This is a genomic window from Micromonospora sp. DT41 (genome assembly GCF_049841715.1).
Taxonomy (GTDB): Bacteria; Actinomycetota; Actinomycetes; order Mycobacteriales; family Micromonosporaceae; genus Micromonospora; species Micromonospora profundi.
In genome coordinates, this window is the sequence record NZ_JBNCKU010000012.1 from 152,438 (window position 1) to 177,010 (window position 24,573).

General features: G+C 71.1%; 22 protein-coding genes. 16 read left to right on the forward strand and 6 right to left on the reverse strand.

Going from position 1 to position 24,573, the window contains the following annotated elements; genetic code table 11:
• Positions 1-45: 45 nt before the first annotated feature.
• The 11 genes from nuoE to ACLQ23_RS22995 all read left to right on the forward strand — a co-directional run bounded on the left by nuoE (position 46) and on the right by ACLQ23_RS22995 (position 14,602).
• Positions 46-1,176, forward strand: coding sequence for an NADH-quinone oxidoreductase subunit NuoE (nuoE, locus tag ACLQ23_RS22945; protein WP_355588055.1), 1,131 nt, complete (start codon positions 46-48; stop codon positions 1,174-1,176).
• Positions 1,173-2,489 (forward strand): NADH-quinone oxidoreductase subunit NuoF, encoded by a 1,317-nt coding sequence (gene nuoF, locus ACLQ23_RS22950; protein WP_355588057.1) that lies wholly within the window; start codon positions 1,173-1,175, stop codon positions 2,487-2,489. The genes nuoE and nuoF overlap by 4 nt, the downstream gene beginning before the upstream one ends.
• Entirely contained in the window at positions 2,489-4,999 is a 2,511-nt protein-coding gene (locus tag ACLQ23_RS22955) for an NADH-quinone oxidoreductase subunit G (RefSeq protein WP_425881055.1), read from the forward strand. The genes nuoF and ACLQ23_RS22955 overlap by 1 nt, the downstream gene beginning before the upstream one ends.
• A gap of 61 nt (positions 5,000-5,060) precedes the next feature.
• Positions 5,061-6,410 (forward strand): NADH-quinone oxidoreductase subunit NuoH, encoded by a 1,350-nt coding sequence (nuoH, locus tag ACLQ23_RS22960; RefSeq protein WP_355588061.1) that lies wholly within the window; start codon positions 5,061-5,063, stop codon positions 6,408-6,410.
• A 1-nt stretch (position 6,411) separates the two neighbouring features.
• A complete protein-coding gene (nuoI, locus tag ACLQ23_RS22965) occupies positions 6,412-7,053 on the forward strand; it encodes an NADH-quinone oxidoreductase subunit NuoI (RefSeq protein WP_053652233.1) in 642 nt (213 codons plus the stop codon).
• A complete protein-coding gene (locus tag ACLQ23_RS22970; protein ID WP_355588063.1) occupies positions 7,050-7,820 on the forward strand; it encodes an NADH-quinone oxidoreductase subunit J in 771 nt (256 codons plus the stop codon). Before nuoI ends, ACLQ23_RS22970 begins: the two co-directional genes overlap by 4 nt.
• A gap of 58 nt (positions 7,821-7,878) precedes the next feature.
• Entirely contained in the window at positions 7,879-8,196 is a 318-nt protein-coding gene (nuoK, locus tag ACLQ23_RS22975) for an NADH-quinone oxidoreductase subunit NuoK (RefSeq protein WP_306272991.1), read from the forward strand.
• A gap of 10 nt (positions 8,197-8,206) precedes the next feature.
• Entirely contained in the window at positions 8,207-10,165 is a 1,959-nt protein-coding gene (nuoL, locus tag ACLQ23_RS22980) for an NADH-quinone oxidoreductase subunit L (RefSeq protein ID WP_355588065.1), read from the forward strand.
• Between the two features lie 64 nt (positions 10,166-10,229).
• Positions 10,230-11,762, forward strand: a complete 1,533-nt coding sequence (locus ACLQ23_RS22985; protein WP_355588067.1) for an NADH-quinone oxidoreductase subunit M — start codon at positions 10,230-10,232, stop codon at positions 11,760-11,762.
• A 109-nt stretch (positions 11,763-11,871) separates the two neighbouring features.
• Positions 11,872-13,425: an NADH-quinone oxidoreductase subunit NuoN gene (nuoN, locus tag ACLQ23_RS22990; RefSeq protein WP_355588069.1), complete on the forward strand. Its 1,554-nt coding sequence runs from the start codon at positions 11,872-11,874 to the stop codon at positions 13,423-13,425.
• Between the two features lie 91 nt (positions 13,426-13,516).
• A complete protein-coding gene (locus ACLQ23_RS22995) occupies positions 13,517-14,602 on the forward strand; it encodes a polyprenyl synthetase family protein (RefSeq protein ID WP_355588071.1) in 1,086 nt (361 codons plus the stop codon).
• 15 nt (positions 14,603-14,617) lie between these two features.
• On the opposite strand, the gene ACLQ23_RS23000 is transcribed toward ACLQ23_RS22995, so the two are convergent.
• A complete protein-coding gene (locus ACLQ23_RS23000; RefSeq protein ID WP_355588073.1) occupies positions 14,618-15,811 on the reverse strand; it encodes an MFS transporter in 1,194 nt (397 codons plus the stop codon).
• A 153-nt stretch (positions 15,812-15,964) separates the two neighbouring features.
• Here ACLQ23_RS23000 and ACLQ23_RS23005 point away from each other — a divergent pair, with 153 nt between their 5' ends.
• The 3 genes from ACLQ23_RS23005 to ACLQ23_RS23015 all read left to right on the forward strand — a co-directional run bounded on the left by ACLQ23_RS23005 (position 15,965) and on the right by ACLQ23_RS23015 (position 18,244).
• Positions 15,965-16,747 (forward strand): IclR family transcriptional regulator, encoded by a 783-nt coding sequence (locus tag ACLQ23_RS23005; protein ID WP_355627539.1) that lies wholly within the window; start codon positions 15,965-15,967, stop codon positions 16,745-16,747.
• Positions 16,748-17,033: 286 nt separating this feature from the next.
• Positions 17,034-17,528 carry a sigma-70 family RNA polymerase sigma factor gene (locus ACLQ23_RS23010; RefSeq protein ID WP_053652241.1) on the forward strand — a complete coding sequence of 165 codons (495 nt, stop codon included), beginning with the start codon at positions 17,034-17,036 and terminating at the stop codon, positions 17,526-17,528.
• On the forward strand, positions 17,525-18,244 hold the full coding sequence (locus ACLQ23_RS23015) for an anti-sigma factor family protein (protein ID WP_355627542.1): 720 nt from the start codon (positions 17,525-17,527) through the stop codon (positions 18,242-18,244). The genes ACLQ23_RS23010 and ACLQ23_RS23015 overlap by 4 nt, the downstream gene beginning before the upstream one ends.
• 9 nt (positions 18,245-18,253) lie before the next feature.
• Here the strand turns inward: ACLQ23_RS23015 and rarD are convergent, their stop codons facing one another.
• The 4 genes from rarD to eccE form a co-directional block, all read right to left on the reverse strand.
• Positions 18,254-19,180, reverse strand: coding sequence for an EamA family transporter RarD (gene rarD, locus ACLQ23_RS23020; protein WP_355627545.1), 927 nt, complete (start codon positions 19,178-19,180; stop codon positions 18,254-18,256).
• Positions 19,177-19,674 (reverse strand): GNAT family N-acetyltransferase, encoded by a 498-nt coding sequence (locus ACLQ23_RS23025; RefSeq protein WP_355588081.1) that lies wholly within the window; start codon positions 19,672-19,674, stop codon positions 19,177-19,179. Before ACLQ23_RS23025 ends, rarD begins: the two co-directional genes overlap by 4 nt.
• A gap of 120 nt (positions 19,675-19,794) precedes the next feature.
• Positions 19,795-20,181, reverse strand: a complete 387-nt coding sequence (locus ACLQ23_RS23030) for a phage holin family protein (RefSeq protein WP_355588083.1) — start codon at positions 20,179-20,181, stop codon at positions 19,795-19,797.
• A gap of 64 nt (positions 20,182-20,245) precedes the next feature.
• A complete protein-coding gene (gene eccE / locus ACLQ23_RS23035; RefSeq protein ID WP_425881065.1) occupies positions 20,246-21,970 on the reverse strand; it encodes a type VII secretion protein EccE in 1,725 nt (574 codons plus the stop codon).
• A gap of 610 nt (positions 21,971-22,580) precedes the next feature.
• Between eccE and ACLQ23_RS23040 the strand changes: the two genes are divergently transcribed.
• Positions 22,581-22,901, forward strand: coding sequence for a WXG100 family type VII secretion target (locus ACLQ23_RS23040; RefSeq protein WP_355588085.1), 321 nt, complete (start codon positions 22,581-22,583; stop codon positions 22,899-22,901).
• A 21-nt stretch (positions 22,902-22,922) separates the two neighbouring features.
• Positions 22,923-23,216: a WXG100 family type VII secretion target gene (locus ACLQ23_RS23045; protein WP_355588087.1), complete on the forward strand. Its 294-nt coding sequence runs from the start codon at positions 22,923-22,925 to the stop codon at positions 23,214-23,216.
• A 108-nt stretch (positions 23,217-23,324) separates the two neighbouring features.
• On the opposite strand, the gene mycP is transcribed toward ACLQ23_RS23045, so the two are convergent.
• Positions 23,325-24,545, reverse strand: coding sequence for a type VII secretion-associated serine protease mycosin (mycP, locus tag ACLQ23_RS23050; RefSeq protein ID WP_355588089.1), 1,221 nt, complete (start codon positions 24,543-24,545; stop codon positions 23,325-23,327).
• Positions 24,546-24,573: the final 28 nt, after the last annotated feature.

Genomic DNA, 24,573 nt, shown 5'->3' on the forward strand with positions numbered 1-24,573 from the left:
GAGTGAGCTTGCGAGCCCCGCAGTCGCGAACGGAAGGCGGCTCTGATGACGACGACGTTCACTGACGAGACCCGGGAGCGGGCGCGCGAGATCATCGCCCGCTACCCGGCGGACCGGTCCCGCTCGGCTCTGCTGCCGCTGCTGCACCTGGTCCAGTCCGAGGAGGGGTACGTCTCGCCGGCTGGTGTCACGTTCTGCGCCGAGGTGCTCGGCCTGAACAAGGCCCAGGTCGGCGCGGTGGCCACCTTCTACACCATGTACAAGCGCAAGCCGACCGGCGACTTCCTGGTCAGCGTCTGCACAAACACCATGTGCAACGTGCTGGGCGGTCAGGAGGTCTACGACACGCTCTCCGAGCACCTGGGTGTCGGGCACGACGAGACCACCGCCGACGGGACGATCACGCTGGAGCACGCCGAGTGCCTGGCGGCCTGCGACTACGGGCCGGTGATGACCGTCAACTACGACTTCTTCGACGGCGTCGACCCGTCCACAGCGGTCGGTGTGGTCGACGAGCTGCGTGCCGGTGGCCGGCCGATGCCGACCCGTGGCGCCCGGCTCTGCACGCTCAAGGAGATGGCGGTGCAGCTCGCAGGTTTCGCCGACGAGCGGGACGGCGCGGTCGCCGACGGCGGGCCGGGCGAGCCCACCCTGCGCGGGCTGCGGCTGGCGCAGGAGCACGGCGTCTCGGTGCCGGGCTTCGACCCGAACACGCCGATCCGCAGCAAGGCCGAGGCGGACAAGGAGGCGGCGAAGGCGAAGGCCGCCGCCGAGGCCGCGAAGCCGGCGACTCCCGTGCAGTCCGGGGACGCGAGCGGTAAGGCCGGCACGGGCGAGCGGACTCCCGCCGCCGCGGCGGCCGGCAGCACCGCCAGGGACGTGAAGGCACCGGACGCCAAGTCGCCGCAGGTGCGTACCGCCGAGACCCGGCAGCCCGACGCGGAGACCGCGGCGCCGGACGCACCCGGCACGAAGGTTCCGGCGGAGACCTCGCCGCCGGGCCCGCGCGAGGCGCGGGAGGCGGAGGCCGCCGGTGTGGCGGCCAACGAGCCGGCCGGCGACGGCAAGCCCGCCGGTGACTCCACCGACGCGCAGGAGCGCAACCTCACCGAAGCGTCGGCGAGCGCTGATGGCGCGAACTCCGCCGCCGCTACCGAAACGGGGGCACAGAAGTGACCACTCCCCGCCCGGAGACGCTGGCCAAGCTGACGCCGGTGCTGACCAAGCGCTGGCTGTCGCCGGACGCCTGGCGGATCGGCACCTACGAGCAGTTGGACGGCTACGCCGCGCTGCGCAAGGCCCTCAAGGCCCACCCGGACGACCTGATCCAACTGATCAAGGACTCCGGGCTGCGCGGCCGGGGTGGCGCGGGCTTCCCCACCGGTCTGAAGTGGGGCTTCATCCCGCAGGGCGACGGCAAGCCGCACTACCTGGTGGTCAACGCCGACGAGGGCGAGCCGGGGACCTGCAAGGACCTGCCGCTGATGACCCACGACCCGCACGCGCTGGTCGAGGGCGTGATCATCGCGTCGTACGCGATCCGGGCCAGCCGCGCCTACATCTACATCCGGGGCGAGGCGGTGCACGCCGCGCGCCGGCTGCGCAACGCCGTCCAGGAGGCGTACGACAAGGGCTACCTGGGCCGGAACATCCTGCGCAGCGGCTTCGACCTGGAGCTGGTGGTGCACTCCGGCGCCGGGGCGTACATCTGTGGCGAGGAGACGGCGCTGCTCGACTCGCTGGAGGGCTTCCGCGGCCAGCCCCGGCTGCGTCCGCCGTTCCCGGCCACCCACGGCCTGTACGCCAGCCCGACTGTGGTGAACAACGTCGGCACCATCGCCAGCGTGCCGCCGATCGTGCTCGGCGGGGCCGACTGGTGGAAGTCAATGGGCACGGAGAAGTCGTCCGGGCCGATGATCTACTCGCTCTCCGGCCGGATCGCCAACCCAGGCCAGTACGAGTGCTCGATGGGTGTGACGCTGCGCGAGCTGCTGGAGCTTGCCGGCGGGATGCAGCCCGGCCACAACCTGAGGTTCTGGACCCCGGGCGGCTCGTCCACCCCGCTGCTCGCCGCCGAGCACCTGGACGTCCCGCTGGACTTCGAGGGCGTGGCGGCGGCCGGCTCGATCCTCGGCACCACTGCCACGCAGATCTTCTCCGACCAGGACTGCCCGGTCTACGCGACCTACCGGTGGCTGGAGTTCTACCACCACGAGTCGTGCGGGAAGTGCACCCCGTGCCGCGAGGGCAACTACTGGATGGTCCGGGTCTACCGGCGGATCCTCTCCGGTCAGGGCACCCACGAGGACCTGGAAACCCTGCTGGACACCTGTGACAACATCCTGGGTCGTTCGTTCTGCGGCCTCGGTGACGGTGCGACCAGCTCGGTGACCTCGTCGCTGAAGTACTTCAAGCAGGACTACCTCGACTACATCGAGGGACGTACCGCGCCGAAGCTGTCGGACAAGCAGCTGGTGGGAGCCCACTAATGACCGACGTAGCCAAGCAGACCGAGACCGTCACCCTCACCATCGACGGCGTCGAGGTCACCGCCCCCAAGGGGGCGCTGCTGATCCGGGTCGCCGAGCAGATGGGCACCGAGATCCCCCGGTTCTGCGACCACCCGCTGCTGGCCCCGGCCGGCGCGTGCCGGCAGTGCCTGGTCGAGGTGGAGGGGCAGCGCAAGCCGGTTGCCTCCTGCACCCAGACCGTCGCCGACGGCATGGTGGTCCGCACCCAGCTCACCTCGCCCGTCGCCAAGAAGGCGCAGGAGGGGGTGATGGAGCTGCTGCTGCTCAATCACCCGCTGGACTGCCCGATGTGCGACAAGGGCGGCGAGTGCCCGCTGCAGAACCAGGCGATGTCCACCGGCCGCACCGACTCGCGCTTCCACGAGCACAAGCGGGAGTACGAGAAGCCGATGGCGATCAGCAGCCAGGTGCTGCTGGACCGCGAGCGTTGCGTGCTGTGCCAGCGCTGCACCCGGTTCTCCGAGGAGATCGCCGGCGACAAGTTCATCGACCTGATGGGCCGGTCGTCCGCCGAGGAGATCAACATCTACCGGGACGACGCGTACGGCGAGGAGGGCGACGCCGGGGACGTGCCGTTCAACTCCTACTTCTCCGGCAACACCGTGCAGATCTGCCCGGTGGGTGCGCTGACCGGCGCGCAGTACCGCTTCCGGGCCCGCCCGTTCGACCTGGTCTCCAGCCCGAGCGTCTGCGAGCACTGCTCGGCGGGCTGCGGGCAGCGCACCGACTGGCGGCGTGGCAAGGTGCTGCGCCGGCTGGCCGGCGACGAGCCGGCGGTGAACGAGGAGTGGAACTGCGACAAGGGCCGGTGGGGCTTCCAGTACACCCGCGCCACCGATCGGCTGACCACCCCGTTGGTCCGCGACGACAAGACCGGTGAGCTGCGCGAGGCGTCCTGGAGTGAGGCGCTCACCGTGGCCGCCGACGGGCTGCGCGCGGCCCGCGACGGCGGCCAGGGCACCGCGGTGCTCACCGGCGGTCGGCTGACAGTCGAGGACGCGTACGCGTACGCGAAGTTCGCACGGGTCGCGCTGAACACCAACGACATCGACTTCCGGGCACGGCCGGTCTCCCGCGAGGAGGCCGACTTCCTGGCCAGCTCGGTCGCCGGGGTCACCGACGTCACCTACACCGACGTGGAGAACGCGCCGGCTGTGGTGCTCGTCGGTCTGGAGCCGGAGGAGGAGTGCCCGATCCTCTTCCTGCGGCTGCGCAAGGCGTACCTGAAGAAGACCCTGACGGTGTACGCGCTGGCGCCGTTCGCAACCCGCGGCCTGGAGAAGCTCGGTGCCAAGCTGGCCCGGGTGGTGCCGGGCGAGGAGGCGAGCGTTCTCGCCGAGCACGCCACCGTCGCCGAGGCGCTGAGCGCGCCGGGCGCGATCCTTCTCGTCGGCGAGCGGCTGGCAAGTGTGCCGGGCGGGCTCTCCGCCGCGGCGGACGTGGCACGGCGTACCGGTGCGAAGCTGGCCTGGGTGCCGCGACGCGCGGGTGACCGCGGTGCTGTCGACGCGGGCTGCCTGCCCAACCTGCTCCCCGGTGGCCGGCTGGTCACCGAGCCGGCCGCGCGGGCCGAGCTGGGCGAGGCGTGGGACATCCCGGCCGGGGTGATCCCGAGCCAGGCCGGTCGGGACACCGACGGCATCTTGGCGGCGGCCGCCAACGGTCAGCTCGGCGCGCTTGTGGTCGGCGGGGTCGACCCGTCCGACCTGGCCGACCCGCGGCTGGCCGAGACCGCGCTGGACGCGGTGCCTTTCCTGGTCAGCCTGGAGCTGCGCGGCAGCGCTGTGACCCGGCGGGCGAACGTGGTCCTGCCTGTCGCGCCGGTGGTCGAGAAGTCCGGCAGTTTCCTGGACTGGGAGGGTCGGCTGCGTCCGTTCGAGGCGGTGCTGACGACCGCGGCGATGACCGACGGCCGGGTGCTCGACGCGCTGGCCGCTCTGCTGGACGTGCGACTGGGCACGGCCGACGTGCCGAGCGTGCGCCGTGAGCTGGGCTCGCTGCCGGCCACGCGCACCCAGCGACCGGCGCCGCCGTCGGTGTCGCCGGGCGCCGCGCCGCACCCGCGTTCCGGTGAGGCTGTGCTGTCCACCTGGCACCAGTTGGTCGACCTCGGCACTCTGACCGAGGGCGACGAGCACCTCGCCGGCACCGCCCGCCCTCCGGTCGTCCGGCTGGGCAAGGGCACCGCCGAGGCCCTCGGTGTCGCCGACGGCGACGCGGTGACCGTCGGCACCGACCGGGGGGCAGTGACCCTGCCGGCGGCTCTCACCGAGATGCCGGACGGCGTCGTCTGGGTGCCGACGAACTCGCCGGGCTCGACAGTGCGTCGCAGCCTCGGGGCGACGTCCGGCGCTGTCGTCCGGATCTCCGTTCCGGCAGCGAGCGCGGCCGTGCCGGCCGGGCGGGTGGCGGCCGACGAGGCCGGTCTCCCGGGTCCGCTCCTCAACAGCGCTGGGGGTAACCAGTGAGCGCGAGGAGTGAACGAGCGCAGCGAGTGAGCCCCGCAGTCGCGAACGAAAGGTGGGCACAGTGAGCGTCCTCCTAGCCCAGGATCCGACGCTGGCCGACTTCGGCCGGGATCCGTGGTGGCTGGTCCTCATCAAGATCCTCTTCGCGTTCGTCTTCGCCGTGCTGGCCACCCTGCTCGGTGTCTGGTTCGAGCGGCGCGTGGTGGGTTACATGCAGGTGCGGCCCGGCCCCAACCAGGTCGGTCCGTTCGGTCTGCTGCAAACCCTCGCCGACGGCCTGAAGCTGGCGTTCAAGGAAGACATCCTGCCGAAAGCGGCGGACAAGGTCGTCTACTTCTTCGCGCCGGTGATCTCGGTGGTCTGCGCGGTCACCGCGCTGTCGGTGATGCCGTTCGGCCCGATGGTCAGCATCTTCGGGCACCGGACGCCACTGCAGGTCACCGACGTGCCGGTGGCCGTCCTGCTGGTGCTGGCCCTGTCTTCGCTCGCGGTGTACGGCATCGTGCTCGGCGGCTGGGCGTCCGGTTCCACGTACCCGTTGCTCGGCGGCCTGCGCTCCGCCGCCCAACTGGTCTCCTACGAGGTCACGCTGGGCCTGAGCGTCGTCGCGGTGTTCATGACGGCGGGCACGATGTCCACAAGCGGCATCGTCGCCGCACAGGGCGACGCCACGCAGCTCAGCTTCGGCGACTTCACGGTCCCGGCCCCCGGCTGGTACGGGCTGCTGCTGCTGCCGAGCTTCATCATGTTCTTCATCGCCATCGTCGGTGAAACCAACCGGGCGCCGTTCGACCTGCCCGAGGCGGAGTCCGAGCTGGTGGCGGGTTTCCAGACCGAGTACAGCTCGCTGAAGTTCGCGCTGTTCATGCTCAGCGAGTACGTCGCGATGGTGACGATGTCGGCGTTCACCGTGACGCTCTTCCTCGGCGGCTGGCACGCGCCGTGGCCGCTCACGATCTGGGAGGGCGCCAACTCCGGTTGGTGGCCGATGCTCTGGTTCTTCGGCAAGGTCGTCGCGTTGGTCTTCGTCTTCGTCTGGCTGCGCGGCACGCTGCCCCGGCTCCGGTACGACCAGTTCATGCGGCTGGGCTGGCGGGTGCTGCTGCCGATCAACCTGGTCTGGATCCTGGTCCTGGCGGGCCTGCGCTCCATCGAGGACTGGGACTCGCAGGGCAAGCTCATCGCGGTCGGTATCCCGGCCGGCATCCTGCTGATCGCCACGCTGTTCTGGCCGAGCCGCAAGCCCAAGCCGACGCAGACGCCGCAGGAACAGGTGGACAGCCGGCCGTACGGGAGCTTCCCGCTGCCACCGATGGATCTACAGGTACCACCGAGCCCGCGTATCACGCGCGTGGTCGCCGAGCGGGAGCCGGCCAACATCGCCGCCGGCTCGGACTCCAGGGAGGTGTGACGTGGGCGCGATCACCGGAACGTTCAAGGGATTCGGGGTCACCTTCTCGCACATGTTCAGGAAGGTCGTCACCACCGACTATCCGTTCAAGCCGCCGGTTTCGGCGCCGCGCTACCACGGGCGGCACATCCTCAACCGGCACCCGGACGGCCTGGAGAAGTGCATCGGCTGTGAGCTGTGCGCCTGGGCCTGCCCGGCGGACGCGATCTACGTCGAGGGTGGCGACAACACCGACGAGCAGCGCTTCTCGCCGGGTGAGCGGTACGCCAGCATCTACCAGATCAACTACGCCCGGTGCATCTTCTGCGGACTGTGCATCGAGGCCTGCCCGACCCGTTCGCTCACGATGAGCAACGAGTACGAGCTGGCCCGGGACAACCGGCAGGATCTGATCTTCACGAAGGAGCAGTTGCTGGCACCGCTGCTCGAGGGCATGGAGCAACCGCCGCACCCGATGCGGTTGGGCGACAGCGAGAAGGACTACTACGTCGGCGCGCTCGACAACCCGGGCACCTCCGCCGGTGCCGAGACGTCCCCGATGGGCCCCGGCCGCTACAAGGTCGAGGAACACCCAGGCGTGACGTTCCCGGGTGCCGAGCAGGCCGCCCAGCGTGCGGCGGCCGGCAAGGGAGAGGGAGCATGACCACGTCTACGGTGCTGGCCGCGGCGGGCGGGGTGTCCGGCGGCGAGCAGGTCACCTTCTGGATCCTCGCGCCCCTCGCGCTGATCGGCGCGATCGGGATGGTGGCCGCCCGCAACGCCGTGCACTCGGCGCTGTGGCTGGTGCTCACCATGCTCTGCCTGGGCGTGTTCTACGTGCTCCAGGCCGGGCCGTTCATCGGCATGGTGCAGATAATCGTCTACACCGGCGCGATCATGATGCTGTTCCTGTTCGTGCTCATGCTTGTCGGTCGGGACGCCTCCGACTCGCTCATCGAGACGCTGCGCGGCCAGCGGGTCGCCGCCATCGTGTTGGGTCTGGGCTTCGCCGGCCTCATCGGCAGCGGCGTCTACCACGCGCTGGACGGCACCACCGCTGTCGGCCTGGAGCAGGCGAACGCGGAAGGCAACGTGCAGGGCATCGCCCGGCTGCTCTTCACCAAGTACGTCCTGGCGTTCGAGCTGACCTCGGCGCTGCTGATCACCGCGGCGGTCGGTGCCATGGTGCTCGCGCACATCGAGCGCCGTAAGCAGGACAAGGTCGACCAGCCGTCGACGATGCGGGCGCGCTTCGCGCCGGGCAACTACCCCGGCCCCAAGCCCGGCCCCGGCGTCTTCGCGACGTCCTCCTCGGTGGCCACCCCGGCCCGGCTGCCCGACGGCCGCCTGACCGACCACAGCACCCCGGCGATCCTTCCGCAGCGCGAGCTGACCGCCGAGGAGACCTCGCTGAAGGGGACGGACCGGTGAGCGCGAGGAGTGCAGCGAAGCGGAGCCCCGCAGCCGCGAACGGAAGGCGAGACAAGTAATGGAATCGTTCTTCTCGGTCGAGCCGAACTACTACCTGGTCCTCGCCGCGGTGCTGTTCACCATCGGCGCCGCAGGGGTGCTCGTCCGGCGCAACGCGATCGTGCTGTTCATGTGCGTGGAGCTGATGCTCAACGCGGCCAATCTGACGCTTGTCACCTTCAGCCGGATCAACGGTGACCTCAACGGCCAGATCATGGCGTTCTTCGTGATGGTGGTGGCCGCGGCCGAGGTCGTGGTCGGGCTCGCGATCATCATGTCGATCTTCCGGACTCGACGCTCCGCGAGCGTCGACGACGCCAACCTGCTCAAGTACTAAGGGGCAAGCAGTGGAAGAGAATCTGGCGCACGCCGCAGCGGCGCCGCTCGGCGACGTCGCTTACGCTTCGGCAGGCGGCTTGCTCGGCGGTGTCTGGCTGCTGGTGGCGATCCCGCTCGTCAGCGCTGCCGTCCTGCTGCTGCTCGGCAAGCGGGCCGACCGCTGGGGGCACTGGTTGGGCGTCGCCGCCATCGGCGCCGCGTTCGTGCTCGGCCTGACCTTCTTCTTCCAGCTGCGTGGCCTGGAGAACAAGTCGGTCGAGCTGAGCCTGTGGGACTTCATCGCGGTCGGTGACCTACGTGTCGACTTCGGCCTGCTGTTCGACCCCCTGGCCGCGGTCTTCGTTCTCCTGATCACCGGCGTGGGCTTCCTGATCCACCTGTACGCCGTCGAGTACATGGCGCACGACACGGGCCGCCGCCGGTTCTTCGCGTACTTCAACCTGTTCGTCGCGGCCATGCTGCTGCTGGTGCTCGGCAACAACTACGTGATGCTGTACTTCGGCTGGGAGGGCGTCGGTCTGGCGTCGTACCTGCTGATCTCCTTCTGGTACGGGCGGCCGAGCGCTGCCACCGCCGGCAAGAAGGCGTTCCTGATGAACCGGGTCGGCGACGCCGGCCTGGCCATCGGCATCTTCATCATGTTCGCCACGCTGGGCACCACCCAGTACGACGAGGTGTTCAACGGGGTCGGCTCACTGACCGCCACCACGGTGCTGGTGCTCGGCCTGCTGCTGCTGCTCGGCGCGGCCGGCAAGTCCGGCCAGTTCCCGCTCCAGGCGTGGCTGCCGGACGCGATGGAGGGCCCCACCCCGGTGTCGGCCCTCATCCACGCCGCGACGATGGTCACCGCGGGCGTCTACCTGATCGCCCGGTCCAACCCGATCTTCTCGGCCAACTCGACGCTCCAGCTCGTGGTGGTCAGCGTCGGCGCGCTCACGCTGCTGATGGGCTGCATCATCGGCGCGGCCAAGGACGACATCAAGCGGGTGCTCGCCTGGTCGACGGTGAGCCAGATCGGCTACATGTTCCTCGGCGTCGGCCTGGGCGGTGGCGCGTACGCACTTGCCATCGTGCACCTGCTGGCGCACGGCTTCTTCAAGGCCAACATGTTCCTGGGCGCAGGCTCGGTCATGCACGGCATGAAGGACCAGGTGGACATCCGCCGCTTCGGTGGGCTGTCGAAGTACATGAAGGTCACCTGGTTGACGTTCATGATGGGCTGGCTCGCGATCATCGGCATGTTCCCGTTCTCCGGCTTCTTCTCCAAGGAGCCGATCATCGTGGCCGCCTTCGAGCGCAGCGACTGGACGGCGTGGCTGTTCGGCGGTGCCGCACTGCTCGGCGCCGGGCTCACCGCCTTCTACATGACCCGGCTGTTCGTGCTCACCTTCCACGGACCGAAGCGGTGGACCGAGGACATCGAGCACCCGCACGAGTCGCCGAAGCTGATGACGATCCCGCTGATCCTGCTGGCGATCGGCTCGGTCGGCGCGGGCTTCCTGCTCGCCACGTCGGTGCCGGACTGGCTGACGGCGACGGCCGGGCTGGGCGGCGAGCACGGGGAGCACGAGGCGGTCCTCTCGCACACCGTGATCACCTTCCTGTCGCTGCTGATCACAGTGCTCGGCGCCGGGCTGGCCTGGTTCCTGTTCCGGGCCGGTACGGCCACCGAGCCGCAGCCGGCCGGGGTGCTTGTCACCGCCGCCCGGCGCAACCTCTACACCGACGCGGTGAACGAGGCGGTCTTCGAGAAGCCCGGTATCTTCCTCACCCGGGCGCTGGTCTTCCTCGACAACCGGGGCATCGACGGGCTGGTCAACGGGCTGGCTGCCGGTGTCGGCGGCGGGTCGGCTCGCCTCCGGCGGCTGCAGACCGGTTTCGTCCGCTCGTACGCCACCTCGATCCTGGCCGGTGCGCTGCTGGTGATGGCGGCGTTCCTGGCGGTGCAGGCGGGGTGGTTCGCGTGATCGACCTCTTTCCGGCCGCCCCCGCCGGCGGGCTACGCATCCACGACGGAGGTAAGGCCGCATAATGTCCAACTTCCCGTTCCTCTCGGTGCTCACCGTGGCGCCGCTGGTGGGCGCCCTGGTGGTGGCCTTCCTGCCGCGCCGCCGGCCGGAGCTGGCGAAACAGGTGGCGTTCGCCTGGTCGCTGCTGGTGCTTGTGCTCTCGGTGGTGATGTGGGTCAGCTTCAACGCCGGCGGTGACCGGTTCCAGTTCCGCGAGTCGTACAAGTGGATTCCGAACTGGGGTGTCAGCTTCACCTTCGCCGCGGACGGCATCGCGCTTGTGATGCTGATGCTCATCGCGGTGCTGGTGCCGCTGGTGATCCTGGCTTCCTGGCACGACGCGGAGTCCTCGAAGCGATCCGTGCCTGTCTACTTCGCGCTGCTGCTGATCCTCGAAAGCACGATGATCGGCGTCTTCGCCGCCGCCGACGTCTTCCTGTTCTACGTGTTCTTCGAGGTCATGCTTGTGCCGATGTACTTCCTGATCGGCAGCTACGGCGGCCATCAGCGGCAGTACGCGGCGGTGAAGTTCTTCCTCTACTCGCTCGTCGGCGGTCTGTTCATGCTGGCCGCGGTCATCGGGCTCTGGGTGGTCGGCGGAAAGACCTTCGACTGGCAGGCGCTGTCGCAGGTCGACATCAGCACCGGCACCGAGCGGTGGCTGTTCCTCGGGTTCTTCATCGCGTTCGCCATCAAGGCGCCGTTCTTCCCGTTCCACACCTGGCTGCCGGACGCCGGTGGTGCGGCCCCGGCGGGCGCCGCGGCGCTGCTTGTCGGCGTCCTGGACAAGGTGGGTACGTTCGGCATCCTGCGGTACTGCCTGCCGCTGTTCCCCGAGGCGTCGAAGTGGTTCGCGCCGTGGGCGCTGGCGCTCGGTGTGATCGGCATCGTCTACGCCGCGCTGCTGGCGGTCGGTCAGAACGACCTCAAGCGGCTGGTGTCGTACACCTCGATCGCGCACTTCGGCTTCATCGGGGTCGGCATCTTCGCCTTCACCACCCAGGCCGGCACCGGCGCGGTGCTCTACATGCTCAACCACGGGCTGGCCACCGGTCTGCTCTTCCTGGTGGTGGGCATGTTGATCAGCCGGCGTGGCTCGTCGCTGATCAGCGACTTCGGTGGCGCCGGCAAGCTGGTTCCGGTGCTCGCGGGTGTGCTGTTCTTCGCCGGTCTCGCCTCGCTCGCGCTGCCCGGCACGGCGCCGTTCGTCTCCGAGTTCCTGGTGCTGATCGGCACGTTCACCGTGAACAAGCCGGTGGCGGTCATCGCCACTGTCGGCATCATCCTTGCCGCCGCGTACGTGTTGTGGATGGTCCAGCGCACCACGCAGGGCACGCTCAACCCGGCTCTCACCCAGATCGACGGGATGCGCCGTGACCTCAACCTGCGTGAGAAGGCGGTGGTCGCCCCGCTGATCGCGCTGATCATCGTGCTCGGCTTCTATCCCAAGCCGGTCACCGACGTGATCAACCCCGCCGTCCAGGCGACAATGGACGACATCGGCAGGACAGACCCCGCCCCGTCGGTGGGCACCGTCCAGGAGGCGCGCCGGTGAACGCGAGGAGCGAGCTTGCGAGCCCCGCAGTCGTGAACGAAAGGTCGGCATCGGTGAACGCGAGGAGCGAGCTTGCGAGCCCCGCAGTCGTGAACGAAAGGTCGGCCCAGTGACCGAATTGAAACTGCCGTCGCTCGACTATGCGGCGCTCGCCCCGATTCTGATCATGCTGGGCACCGCGTTGCTCGGTGTGCTGGTGGAGGCGTTCGTGCCCCGGCGTCGGCGGCACATCGTGCAGTTGACCCTGGCGCTGCTGGCCATCCTCGCCGCGCTGACAATGGTTGTGCTCAACGCTGACGACCGGCTCATCACTGCCGGTCAGGCCATCGCTGTGGACGGGCCGACGCTCTTCCTCCAGGGCGCGATCCTGGTGCTCGCCGCGATGGCGCTGCTGCTGATCGGTGACCGTTCGGTGGAGCGGGGCAGCGCATTCGTGGCGCAGGCCGCGGTGACCGCCGAGTCGGCCGACGACCGGCGGCAGGCCGAGGGCAGCAACGGGCTCACCGAGGTGTATCCGCTCGTCTCCTTCGCGATCGGCGGCATGCTGATCTTCGTGGCGGCGAACGACCTGCTGACCATGTTCATCGCGCTCGAGGTCTTCTCGCTGCCGCTGTACCTGCTCTGCGCGCTGGCCCGTCGCCGGCGTCTGCTGAGCCAGGAGGCGGCGATGAAGTACTTCCTGCTCGGCGCGTACGCCTCGGCGTTCTTCCTGTTCGGTGTGGCGCTGATCTACGGCTTCACCTCCGGCATTCCCGGCCGGGAGGCGGGGGTCGACTTCGCCACAATCAACGCGGCGGTGACCGAGTCGCCGGCCAGCCCGGTCCTGCTCTTCGCCGGTATGGCGCTGCTGTCCATCGGCCTGCTCTTCAAGGCCGCCGCTGCCCCGTTCCACGTGTGGACGCCGGACGTCTACCAGGGCGCTCCGACGCCTGTCACCGGCTTCATGGCGGCCTGCACCAAGGTCGCCGCGTTCGGCGCGCTGCTGCGGGTCTTCCACGTGGCGTTCGCCGGTGCCGGCTGGGACTTCACCCCGGTGCTCGGCGCGGTGGCGGTGCTGACGATGCTCGTCGGCGCGGTGCTCGCGGTCACGCAGACCGACATCAAGCGGCTGCTCGCGTACTCGTCGATCGCCAACGCCGGTTACCTGCTGGTCGGCGTGCTAGCGCCGAGCCGCGACGGGCTCTCCGGCACGATGTTCTACCTGGTGGCGTACGGCTTCTCGGTGCTCGCCGCGTTCGCGGTGGTGACACTCGTCCGCGACGCCGACGGGGAGGCGACCCACCTGTCCCGCTGGGCAGGGCTGGGTCGGCGTTCCCCGTTCTACGCCGGGCTGTTCACGTTCATCCTGCTGGCCTTCGCCGGTATCCCGCTGACCAGCGGCTTCACAAGCAAGTTCGCGGTCTTCGGGCCGGCGCTGGACAGCGGGCACGGCTGGCTGGTGATCGCGGGTGTGCTGACCAGCATGGTGTTGGCGTTCCCGTACCTGCGGGTCGTGGTGATGATGTGGCTGTCCGAGCCGGGCGAGTCCACCCCGACGGTCACTGTGCCCGGCGGGCTCACCTCCGCCGCGCTGATGATCGGCGTGCTGGCCACCTTGGCGCTGGGCATCGCCCCGGCGCCGCTGCTGGATCTCGCCAACGGAGCCGCCGAATTCGTTCGCTGAGGCCGACCTCGGTCACCGGGGGCCGACACGCTCGAGGGCGTGTCGGCCCCCGGTCGTATCCCCGACCCGGAGCAGGTCGAACGCATGTGGCATGGTTGATAGCGTGGTGAATCCGGCTGGCGAGCGTTCAGGTGCCACCGGCTCCGGCGGTCGCCGGGGTCGGGCGAGCACGAGTCAGTTCGGCGCGCTCGGCCTCCATCTCGCCGATTCCCGCGTCGAGGCGTCCGTGCTGGGCCTGCTGGACCAGGTCGAGGTCGAGTTGCGGGCCAGTGTGGCAAGCGCCGACCCGTTCGTGACCGAGGCCGCCCGGCATCTCGTCGAGGCCGGAGGGAAGCGCTTCCGGCCGCTGCTGGTGGCGCTGGGCGCCCAGTTCGGCGATCCCAACGCCGCACAGGTCGTTCCGGCGGCAGTGGTGATGGAGCTCACCCACCTGGCCACGCTCTACCACGACGACGTGATGGACGAGGCGGCCGTGCGCCGGGGTGCGCCGAGCGCGAACTCCCGCTGGACCAACTCGGTCGCCATCCTGGTCGGCGACTACCTCTTCGCCCGTGCCGCGGACATCGCGGCCGACCTGGGCCCCGAGGCCGTCCGGTTGCAGGCGCGTACGTTCGCCCGCCTGGTGCACGGCCAGATCGCGGAGACGGTGGGCCCGCGTCCCGGTGACGATCCCGTGGCGCACTACCTGAGTGTGATCGCCGAGAAGACCGGCTCCCTGATCGCCACGTCGGCCCGCTTCGGCGGCATGTTCGGTGGCGCCCCCAGCGAGCACGTCGAGGCCCTGGCCGGGTACGGCGAGACGATCGGCGTCGCCTTCCAGCTCTCCGACGATCTGCTGGACATCGCCTCCGAGTCGGTGCAGTCGGGCAAGACGCCCGGCACTGACCTGCGCGAGGGCGTTCCGACGCTGCCGGTGCTCTACGCCTGCGCGGCGGACGACTCCGACGCGTCCTCGGTGCGGCTGCGGGAGATCCTGGCGACCGGCCCGCTCGTCGACGACGCGTTGCACGCCGAGGCCCTGGGGCTGCTGCGGGAGAGCCCGGCGCTGAAGCGGGCGCGCGAGACCGTGCGGAGCTACGCCGAGGACGCCCGCGCCCAACTGGCGCCGCTTCCCGAGACCCCGTCGCGTCGGGCGCTGGAGTCGCTCTGCGACTACATCGCCGACCGCACCAGCTGACCTCGTACGCCGGCCCTACGTGGGCTGACCTGGACGGAGCAGCAGGCGGCTGCCGGTGAGCATGAGGGCGGCGGCGAGCAGCATTGACACCGCCGCTGTAGCCCACATCGTCGGGTAGCCGAGGTGCGCGGCCAACGGACCGAGGGTCAGTGGGCCGAGACAGCCGCCCGCGTACACCCCGGTCTGGGTGATCGACGTGGCGGCGGCCGGTGCCTGCGGGTGCAGCTGGACCACCGCGAAGTTCATCAGGCCGGGCCAGGCCCACCCCAGGCCGAAGCCGAGCACCACGCCCACGACGAGCGGCACCGTGCCGGCCAGCGCGAGCAGCCCGATTCCGCATGCCCCGACCACGAGCATCCCGGCGATGACAGCGATGTGACCGCTGGCACGTCGGTCGGCCAGCCAGCCGGCACCCACCCGGGCCGCCACGCATACCGCGCTGCCCAGGGTGAGGGTGAGGCCGGCGAGACCCGGTGAGAGGCCCCGGGCGGCGGCGGAGTCCACCAGGAACGTGCCGAGCCCGTTGGCGGCCGCCGCCGCCAACGTCGCCGCCGCGCCGATCACCACGAGCGCCGCCGTGGCGCCGCCGGCCCGGGCGGCGGCGGCCCGCCGAGCCCGACCCGACACCTGCCGGGGTACGGCGGGCAGCGTCGTCAGAGCCGCGACGGCGGCGGCCACGAACGCCCAGCGCCAGCCGGCGGTGAGCGCGATGGTTGGCACCGCCGCCCCCGCAAGCAGGGTGGAGACCGGAATGGCCGCCTGCTTGACACCGAACGACAACCCCTGCCGGCCCGGTGGCACGTGCTCGGCCAGCGCGGCGTTGCTCGCCAGTTGGCCGAGGGCGTTCGCGGCGGCGCTGAGCGCCAACAGCCCGAGCAGCACCGGGTACGACCTGGCGAGCGCCGCGATGGCCAGCATCGACGCCGCGGCCAGCACGATGCCGCAGCGGGCCACCACTGCCGGACCGTGCCGCTCGACGAGGCGGCCGGAGGGGACCGAGGCCAGCGCGCTGACACCGAAGTAGACGGCCACCGCCAGGCCCAGGCCGGCCGGGGAGAAGTCGAGGTCGGCGGCCATCTGCACGGCCAGGCCGCCGAGCAGGAAGACAGGCAGTACGCAGGCCACGGTGGTGGCGACGGCACCGGCGCTGGCCCGGATCGGGCGGGTCCGGGAGGCGTCCGGAGCAGAGGTGAGAGGCGTGTTGGTCATCGTCCGGCTAACCTACGCGAGTCATGTCAGGCGACTCTCGGTGACCGTTGACGCACGAACAGTGGATGGTGATCTGGCATCCTCGACCCGAACAGGCATTTCGCACCCGCTCTGTTTTTCATATGGTGTAAGTCCCCGGCGGCGGAGGTGGTTGTGCGCGACCCCTTGGCGGAACCTTCGGACCTGATCCGCAGTGTGTCTCGCGCACTGCGGGTTCTGGAGTCGGTCGGTCGCGCCCCGAAGGGCCTGACTGTCAAGCAGATCGCCCGACGGTGCGAGCTGACAGTGGCCACGACCTACCACCTGGTCCGCACCCTTGCCTACGAGGGCTACGTGATCCGTCGGGAGGACGGAACGTACATCGTGGGGCTTGAGGTCGCCGACCGTTACCGGGAGCTGGTGACCGCGTTCCGGGGCCCGCCCGCCGTGGGTGAGACGTTGCGGAGGGCTGCCGTGGAAACCGGCTACAGCCACTACCTGGGCCGGTTCGTGGGCGGCCAGGTCGCCCTCACGGCCATGGCCGAGGGTCACCGCTCGCCCTACCTGGAGGATCTGGTTCCCGGGTTCGACGAAGGGGCGCACGCGACAGCGCTCGGCAAGTGCCTGCTCGCCACACTGACCGCCGAGCAGCGGTTCCGCTACCTGCGTGAGTACGGCATGCGCCCGTTCACAAACGCCACGCTCACCACCACCGAGACGTTCGAGGCCGACCTGGCAGCCGGTGACCGGCGCGGCATGCAGCTGGAGCTGGGGCAGTTCCGTCAGGGTGTGGCCTGCGCGGCGGTGCTTGTCGCGCCGGACAAGGACATGGAACGCCGCGTCGTGCTCGCCTGCGCCCTCCCGGCGAGCGAGATGATGACCTCCGCGCGGGTCGTACGCGCCAAGCTGCTCACTGTGGCCCGCGCGGTCGCCGACGGCATCGCCGCCGACCACTGACCCGACCGACGGCCGAAGGGCCCCCTGCCAGGCTGGCAGAGGGCCCTTCGGGGGGCAATGCGCGGGTTGGCCTCGTCCGCCCTCGGGTTGCTGCCCACGCCACGGTTGGCGTTGTTGGTCAGCGGTCGCCGGCCCACGCATGAACCGGACATGAACACCTCTCCGGCACGGGCCGTCTGACCTCGGGCTGAACCGATCGGCGTGACGGCACGTATACCCGAGCGGACGCACCGCCGGACCCCGCGCCGGAAGTGAGGAGACCGCCATCAGCGACCACGACGCCCAACTGCTCCGGGCGCTGCACGACGAGCACGCGGAAGCGCTGTACGCGCACGCCCTGCGGCTCGTCAACGGCGACCGGCAGCGGGCCGAGGACCTGGTGCAGGAGACGCTGCTGCGAGCCTGGCGGCATCCCGAGTCCCTCGATCCGCGACGCGGCTCCGTACGCGCCTGGCTGTTCACTACCGCCCGCAACCTGGCCATCGACGCCTGGCGGCGACGGTCCACACGGGTCGGTGAGGTGTTCACCGACGAGCTGCCCGAGCCGCCGGACGCCGTCGACGAGGCCGAGCGCGCGGTGGAGGCGTGGACGGTCGCCGAGGCGTTGAACCGGCTCACACCGACCCACCGTGAGGTGCTCGTCGAGTGCTTCTACCAGGGGCGGTCGGTGGCCGAGGCGGCGTCCCGCTTGGGGGTGCCGCCGGGCACCGTGAAATCGCGCACCCACTACGCGCTGCGCTCACTACGGTTGGTCCTGGCCGAGATGGGGGTGACGGGATGACACGGTGCGAGTTCGCGCACGACGACGGCGCGTACGTGCTGGGCGCCCTGGCTCCCGCCGAGCGGGCGGCGTACGAGCGGCACCTCGGAGGGTGCGCCTCCTGCCGGGACGCTGTCGCCGAGATCGCTGTGTTGCCCGGGCTGCTCGGCCGGCTCGACCCGGCGGGCCTGGAGCAGTTCCTGCCGCCGCCGGCACCGCCCCGGGTGCCCACGTTGCTGGAGGAGGCACGGAACCGTCGACGCCGCGAGCGGTCCGCGACGCGCCGCCGGTACGCGCTGACCGGGCTGGCCGCCGCCGCGCTGGCGGTCGTGGTCGGTGCCGGCACGGCAGCCGTGCTGCCCCGCCAGACCGCCCCGCCCCGCACCCCCGACGCGCAGGCCACCCGCCCCGGCCCGCAGGCGTCGATGGTCGCCATGCGGCCTGTGGCGTCCACCGGGCCGGTGCACGCCGAGATCGGGCTCAGCGGCACCAAGTGGGGAACCGTCGTGACAATGCACTGCGGCTACGACGCGCGGACCAGTTACGGCAAGGCGTACCCGTTCCGGTTGGTGGCGCGCGGCCCGAACGGCGCCAGCGAGCAGATCGGCTCGTGGCTCGCCGCTCCGGGCGACGACCTGCGGTTCACCGGCATGACCCGGTTCACCGACGCCGAGCTGGTGAGCGTCGAGCTACAGCGGGCCGACGGGACACCTCTGCTTACCTACCTGGTCCCCTGAGCAGGTAGGTCAGGCGGCGACGACGGGCACCTCGGCAGCGGCGGCACGCGTGCGTGCCCGATTATGGCGGGCGTGCCGGACGGCGTCGGCGGTGAAGACGACGAGGGCGACCCAGACCAGCGCGAACCCGGCGAGGCGGGCCGGTGGCATCGGTTCGTTGAAGATCAGCACGCCGCAGACGAGCTGGAGGATCGGCGCCACGTACTGGATCATGCCGAGGCCGGTCAGCGGCAGCCGGTTGGCGGCGCCAGCGAAGAGCAGCAGCGGGATCGCTGTGGCCGCGCCCGCCAGCACCAGCAGGGCGGTGTGCCCGGCCGACACGTGCCCGAAGGTCAGCTCTGCGTTGCGGGTCAGCCAGGCCAGGTAGCCCAGCGCGGGCAGCGCCAGCACCGCCGACTCGACGAAGAGCCCTTCGGCAGCCGGCAGCCCGAGCCGCTTCTTGACCAGGCCGTAGCCGGCGAAGCTGAAGGCCAGCGTCAGGGACAGCCAGGGCAGGTGGCCGTAGTCCACTGTGAGCACGGCGACCGCCGACCCACTGATGCCCAACGCCACCCACTGCATCGGGCGCAGCCGCTCCCGCAGCACAGTGACCCCGAGCAGCACCACCACGAGCGGGTTGATGAAGTAGCCGAGCGCGGTCTCCACCACCCGACCGGAATCGACCCCGTAGATGTAGGTGCCCCAGTTGACAGCGATCAACGCGGCAGCGGCCACGATCCCGGCCATCGCCCGCGGCCGGCCCAGCAGCGCCCGCAGGAAGCCGACGTTGCGCAGCGCACCCAGCAGCAGGGCCACGAAGACCACCGACCAGACGATCCGGTGGGCGAGGATCTCCATCGGGCCGGCGGGTTGCAGCAGCTTGAGGTAGAGCGGAAAGAACCCCCACATCAGGTACGCGCCGAAGCCGTAGAGGTATCCCAGGCGGAGAGGCGTCACGTCTCCACCGTAAGGGGTGAGCTGCTGCTTTGTTCCTTTCCGGTGAGCGGGGTCACGGGTGGCCTCCGGTCGAGGTTCATCCACCGCTCCGGGGCGTCCAGCGGCGTGAAGCCCACCCGCGCGTACACCTCGTGCGCGTCGTTGGTGCATAACAGGATCCGGCGTACGCCCAGGTCGGCCAGGTGGTCGCGGACCGTTTCGGCCAGCCAACCGCCGAGCCCGAGACCCCGGGCGGCGCGGTCGACGTACACGTCGCAGAGCCAGGCGAAGGTGGCGCCGTCGGTCACCACCCTGGCCACAGCTACCTGACGGCCGTCCCCGGGCCGGTAGACACCGAACGGCAACGACCCCGCGAACGCCCGGCCGACAGTCTCCCGATCCCGCCCCAGCGCCCAGTACGCGTCGGTGGACAGCCAGTGATGGACCAGATCCAGGTCGAGCCGGGCGGGATCGGCGCTGATCAGGTGGCCGTCGCTGCGGGTCGAAGAGAACACGTCGGCGACGCTAACCGACCCGGCCGGCCTGCGCGCCGACCAATTCCCGGAGTCTGGTCAGCAAACCGCCCGGCTCCGTCGGAGCCGGGCGGCGCAGGTCGGGTGATGGTCGGTCGTCGGTCAGTCCCGGTCGAGGACGGCGCCCAGGATCCAGGTCACGATGCTCACGAACAGGGCACCGAGCACGGCGGCTGGCCAGAAGCCGTCCACCGAGAACGGCAGCCCGGCCTGGTCGGCGATCCAGCTGGTGAGCAGGAACAGCAACCCGTTCACCACAAGCGCGATGAGGCCAAGGGTGAGCAGGTAGAAGCCGCAGCCGACGGTCTTGATGATCGGTTGGAGCACCGCGTTGACCACACCGAAGATCGCCGCCACCAGAAGCAGCGTGGTGACCGTCTCGACAGTGGAACTCGATTCCAGGTCGATGCCCGGAATGACGAGTGTGGCCAACCAGAAGGCCAGCGCCGTCGTGGCCAGCCGAATCAACAACCCCTTCAGAAAACCCATGGCCGGGATCGTGCCACGGACCAGCCAGCGACGTAACCGGCCGGTTGACCATGCGAGGCCGGGCTCACCTCCGCGCCGGCCGCCCGATCAGCTGGGCTTCGATAGGGGTGGGGGAGAGCAGCGCCCAGCGCAGGGCACGGCGGTTCACCACCGCCACCATGTCGTCCCGGATCCGGGTGAGCCAGTCAGCCGAGCCGCCCAGCCCCAACGCCGCACCGGCAAGCGCGGCCTCCGCCGCGTGCAGCGGCTGAAGCACCGCCAGGTCGACGCGGCTCAGCGCGTCCACATCCGCCGGGGTCAGCTCGTCGCGCACCACGAGGGTGGCCCGCCACCGAGGGCCCGGCTCGCTCTCGACGGCCACCGGCCCGGCGTCGACAACAAGCAGCAACGGCCGCAGCGCCGTGCCCACCCCGTCGGCGACCGGCCGACCCGGCGGGATCAGCGGGATCGTCCCGCCCGGTGCACCCACCCCCCGGACGAACGGCTCCCAGGCGCGCGGTCGCGCCGTCTGCACCACTACCAGCGCGCCAAGAGCCATCGCCCGCAGCGCCACCAACTGGGCGGCCCGCACCCCACCCACCAACAGCACCCGTGTGCTCTCCGGGCGGAACAGCCGCACGGTGACCGCGCCGCCGTGCCGGTTCGTGCCGACCATCATTCCGGCCCCGCCCAGGGTCAGCTCCCAGTCGTCGAGCGCGGGCCCCGGCTGCACGCCGGGGGCGGCCAGCGCCAACGGCAGCGTGCCGGCCAGTCCGGCCAGGTGCGCGCCGTCGAGCCGCCGCAGCCCACCACCGAGGCCGGTCACCAGGCGCTCCAGCGCCTCGACGGCCACCGTCAGCTCGGCAGGGGTTCCGGCCGCGAGGCGTACCGTCAGCTCGGTCGGCGTTTCGCCCGTGCCGCCGGCCGGCGGCGGGCCGGCGCACAGTGACACAGTGGTCGCGGTCGCCGGCAACGCGAGGAGCCGGGGCACCAGCGGCCGCGCGGCGGCGCCGCCGGCCTCCGGCCAACGGACCAGCCGGAACGTGGCCTGGACCAGGGTGCCGCACCGCAGCACCGGCCAGGACTCCCGCACCGGGCCGCCGTCGAGATGGGCCAACTCGCTGAGAACGCGAAGCGCAGCGGGTACGCCGAGCGGCCGGGCGTTCAGCGGCCCGAGTCGACGGACGATCCGGCGCGCCGTGCCGGTGAGCACCCGGCGCAGATCCTCCTCCGACCAGCCGTCCACCCGCAGCACACGGACCGCCAGCACCGCCCGCTCCCGCCCGGCGAGCCGACCGTCGGTGAGCTGCCGGTACGACGTGCCGACCGTTCCGCCCGCCGCCGGCACGGGTGCCGGTGTGCCGGAGAGCAGCAGCTGGATCCGCAGTGGCGGGACGTCCGGCCCCGGCGTGGGCAGCAGCGCGGCCGGTGCGGGGATCGCCCGGGACGCGTCCCCCAGCAGATCCCCCGGGTCGCCGAGCTCCAGCAGCACCACCAGGCCGCCGGTGTCCTCCAGAACCGCCGCCGGCCCACCGGACAGCTCCGTCGAGCGGATCACCGCACCCGGCGCCACCAGGTCGAGTAGCTCGGTGGGGCCGGCCTGCCCGGCCAGCGCCCGGCGACGGGTCAGGTGCCCACAGGCTGTGCCCAGCCACTCGAAGAGCCACCGACCCCGGACCCTGACCGCGGCGACTGCCACGAGCAGCACCGCCGCCAGCAGGGCCGCGACCGTGAGCGGCGTCCCCCGGTCCAGGGCGGCCACGACGAGTGCGACGGCGACCTGCCCGGTGACCAGTTGGCCGGCGCGCAACCCGCTGCCCGGTCGCCCTCCGACCGGAGCCCTTCGGGCGACAGACCGCCTGCGTAGTGCGTCGCGCTCGTCGGCGCCGCCAGACGTGCCCGGCCCGGTGCCGACGCGTGTGCCGTGCCCGGTGGGCGCGGGCCTGCCGGTGCCCGTGCCTGTTTCCGGGGCGCTGGACGGGTCGCTCCAGGGGGGTGCGGTCGGCCGGCCAGCGGGCCAGGTGCCGGCCGCGCCCGGGTCGGAGCCGACCGGGACCGCTGGCTGCTGCCCTCCGGTGGTGATCGCCGGCACGGCACCTCCTCGACCAGTGTGGACCGTGTCGAGGCGGCAGGCCCCGGCCGGCCGAGTGGGCCCGCCGGTCCGCTGCGGGACCGCTCCGGCGGCCCGTCACACGCCGCGACATGGCTGCTGCACATCGTAAGTGACCGATGGCCTTCGTAGTTGTCCACAGGGGAGTGGAGCGGGGTAGCAGAACCGCTACCGTGCCGCTACCGTCAGCCACGAAGTTCATCGCTGACCCGCGTCCACCGTGCTCATCGACCGGGCCACGCGAGCGATGCGCCCCCACGGCGAGCGCGTCGACGGCCAGACACGACCGAGGAGACGAGGTGACGTCCGGGTGTCCCAAACCCAGGCAGAAGCGGCGGTGATGCAGCAGACCGCTGCGAAGTTCGAGCAGGTGGACCAGTCGTTGCAGTCCATGCTTACCGGCCTGCTGGCCGAGCTGGAGGTGTTGCAACAGGCATGGCGTGGCGCCGGAGGGCGCTCGTTCGAGCAGGTCAAGCAGCAGTGGTCGCAGGACCAGGCGGCGCTGCACCGGGCGCTGCGGGAAACCGCCGGTGCCATCCGCACCGCCGGCCGGCAGTACGACGTCTCGGACGACGAGGCGGCCAGCCGGGTGTCCGGCACCAACCGTGGCGGCATCCAGCTGCCGCTCTGACCCGCTGGAAAGGGAGCTTCGATGGACAACGGTGTGCTGGTCGTCAACTTCGCCGCGCTGCAACAGGCCGGCGCTGACATCCAAAAGGCGCTGAACACGCTCGACTCGCAGCTCGGCCAACTCGAACGCGACGCCGCCCCTCTGGTGGCCGGCTGGGCGGGCGAGGCACGACAGGCGTACGAGCAACGCCAGAAGCGGTGGCAGTCCGCCTCGCAGGACCTCCAGGCGATGCTGCGCGCCATCAAGTTGGCGGTGGACGACTCCGCCGCCGACTATCTGGACACCGAGAAGAAGAACACCGGGCTGTTCCAGTGAAACCGGCGGGCCGGGAGCGCTGACCGACGTCGCGTCGGCGCTCCCGGCCGCCTTCCCTGATGATGAGCCGCCCGGGTTGCGGCACGCCGGCTGCGCGCGGTGCCGGGGTCAGGTCGGCTCGGCCGGACGCCAGCGTCGACGTGCCCCTCGGGGCAGCACCAGGGCGAGCAGCACCACGGCGACCGCCACAGTGCCGATCACCGCGCCGACCGCCAGAGCCCGGTCCCGTGCCGTGGCACGGCGTTCCTGGCGGGCGAGCAGCACCGGGTCGGCCCGGTCGTCGGCAAGCGCGGCAACCGGCCGAGGGGCCGTGGCGCCGCCGCCGGTCTCGGTGACCGCTCGATAGGGGTTCAGCACACCGGCGCCGTACCCGCCGCCGTGGCCCGCGCCGGGCGCCGGGTCGGCCGTCGCGACGATCCGCTGCGCCACCTGAGCGGCGGTCAACTCGGGCCGGTACGACCGCAGCAGCGCAGCGGTGGCGGCCACGAACGGCACCGCGTAACTGGTGCCCTCGACCCGCTGGTGACCCTGACCGGGTGCGGCCACAAGCACGTCGCTGCCCGGTGCCACCAGGTCGACGTACGCGCCGATCTGGGAGAAGGCCGCCCGTGCGCCGTCCACGGCGATCGCACCCACCCCGAGCACACCGTCGTACGCGGCGGGGAACGGGCGAGGGTTCCCGCTGTCGTGCAGGTTGCCGGCGGCGGCCACAAGCACCACGTCCCGGTCAAGGGCGTACTGCACCGCGGCGCGGACCTGCGGGTCGTCGGTGTACAGCACGACGGAGAGGTTCACCACGTCGGCGTCGTGGTCGACGGCCCAGCGGATCGCTCGGGCGAACTCGTCGGCGCTTACCGTACGTCCCGATTCCCGCCCCTGCACCACCTGCTGCTCACTCACCCGTACCGGCAGGATCCGGGCACCCGGGGCGAGGCCGTGGAAGGCGATGCCGGATCGGGGGGTCGCCGCGATGATGCTCGCGACGCCGGTGCCGTGGCCGGCGCAGTCCCGCCCGCCGTCCCCGCCCGGGTCGAGCAGGTCGGTGCCCGCCCGCACCCGCCCGGCCAGTTGAGGATGCACCCGGTCGACCCCGGAGTCGACGACCGCGACGGTCACTCCGGCTCCGGTCGTCAGCGGGGTGAGCCGTGCGGGGTCGTACCGTTGCTGTGGCCAGGGTGTGGCATCCACCGGCCGGACGGGCGCGAATGGGGTCGCGCAGGCCGGTGCCTCCCGGAGTGCGGCGTGAGCGGCCGCGGGCGGAAGGACCGCGCCGGTCAGCAGGGCTGCCGACAGACCGGCCAGGACCGGGCGCGCGATCGACAGCGACATCGACGGCCTCCGTATCGTGTCGGCTCCG

Coding starts and splice junctions, on each gene's coding strand:
- nuoE (WP_355588055.1), top strand. CDS start 46: ATGACGACGACGTTCACTGACGAGACCCGGGAGCGGGCGCGCGAGATC.
- ACLQ23_RS22955 (WP_425881055.1), top strand. CDS start 2,489: ATGACCGACGTAGCCAAGCAGACCGAGACCGTCACCCTCACCATCGAC.
- ACLQ23_RS22970 (WP_355588063.1), top strand. CDS start 7,050: ATGACCACGTCTACGGTGCTGGCCGCGGCGGGCGGGGTGTCCGGCGGC.
- nuoK (WP_306272991.1), top strand. CDS start 7,879: ATGGAATCGTTCTTCTCGGTCGAGCCGAACTACTACCTGGTCCTCGCC.
- ACLQ23_RS22985 (WP_355588067.1), top strand. CDS start 10,230: ATGTCCAACTTCCCGTTCCTCTCGGTGCTCACCGTGGCGCCGCTGGTG.
- ACLQ23_RS22995 (WP_355588071.1), top strand. CDS start 13,517: ATGGTTGATAGCGTGGTGAATCCGGCTGGCGAGCGTTCAGGTGCCACC.
- ACLQ23_RS23000 (WP_355588073.1), bottom strand. CDS start 15,811: ATGACCAACACGCCTCTCACCTCTGCTCCGGACGCCTCCCGGACCCGC.
- ACLQ23_RS23015 (WP_355627542.1), top strand. CDS start 17,525: ATGACACGGTGCGAGTTCGCGCACGACGACGGCGCGTACGTGCTGGGC.
- ACLQ23_RS23030 (WP_355588083.1), bottom strand. CDS start 20,181: ATGGGTTTTCTGAAGGGGTTGTTGATTCGGCTGGCCACGACGGCGCTG.
- ACLQ23_RS23045 (WP_355588087.1), top strand. CDS start 22,923: ATGGACAACGGTGTGCTGGTCGTCAACTTCGCCGCGCTGCAACAGGCC.
- mycP (WP_355588089.1), bottom strand. CDS start 24,545: ATGTCGCTGTCGATCGCGCGCCCGGTCCTGGCCGGTCTGTCGGCAGCC.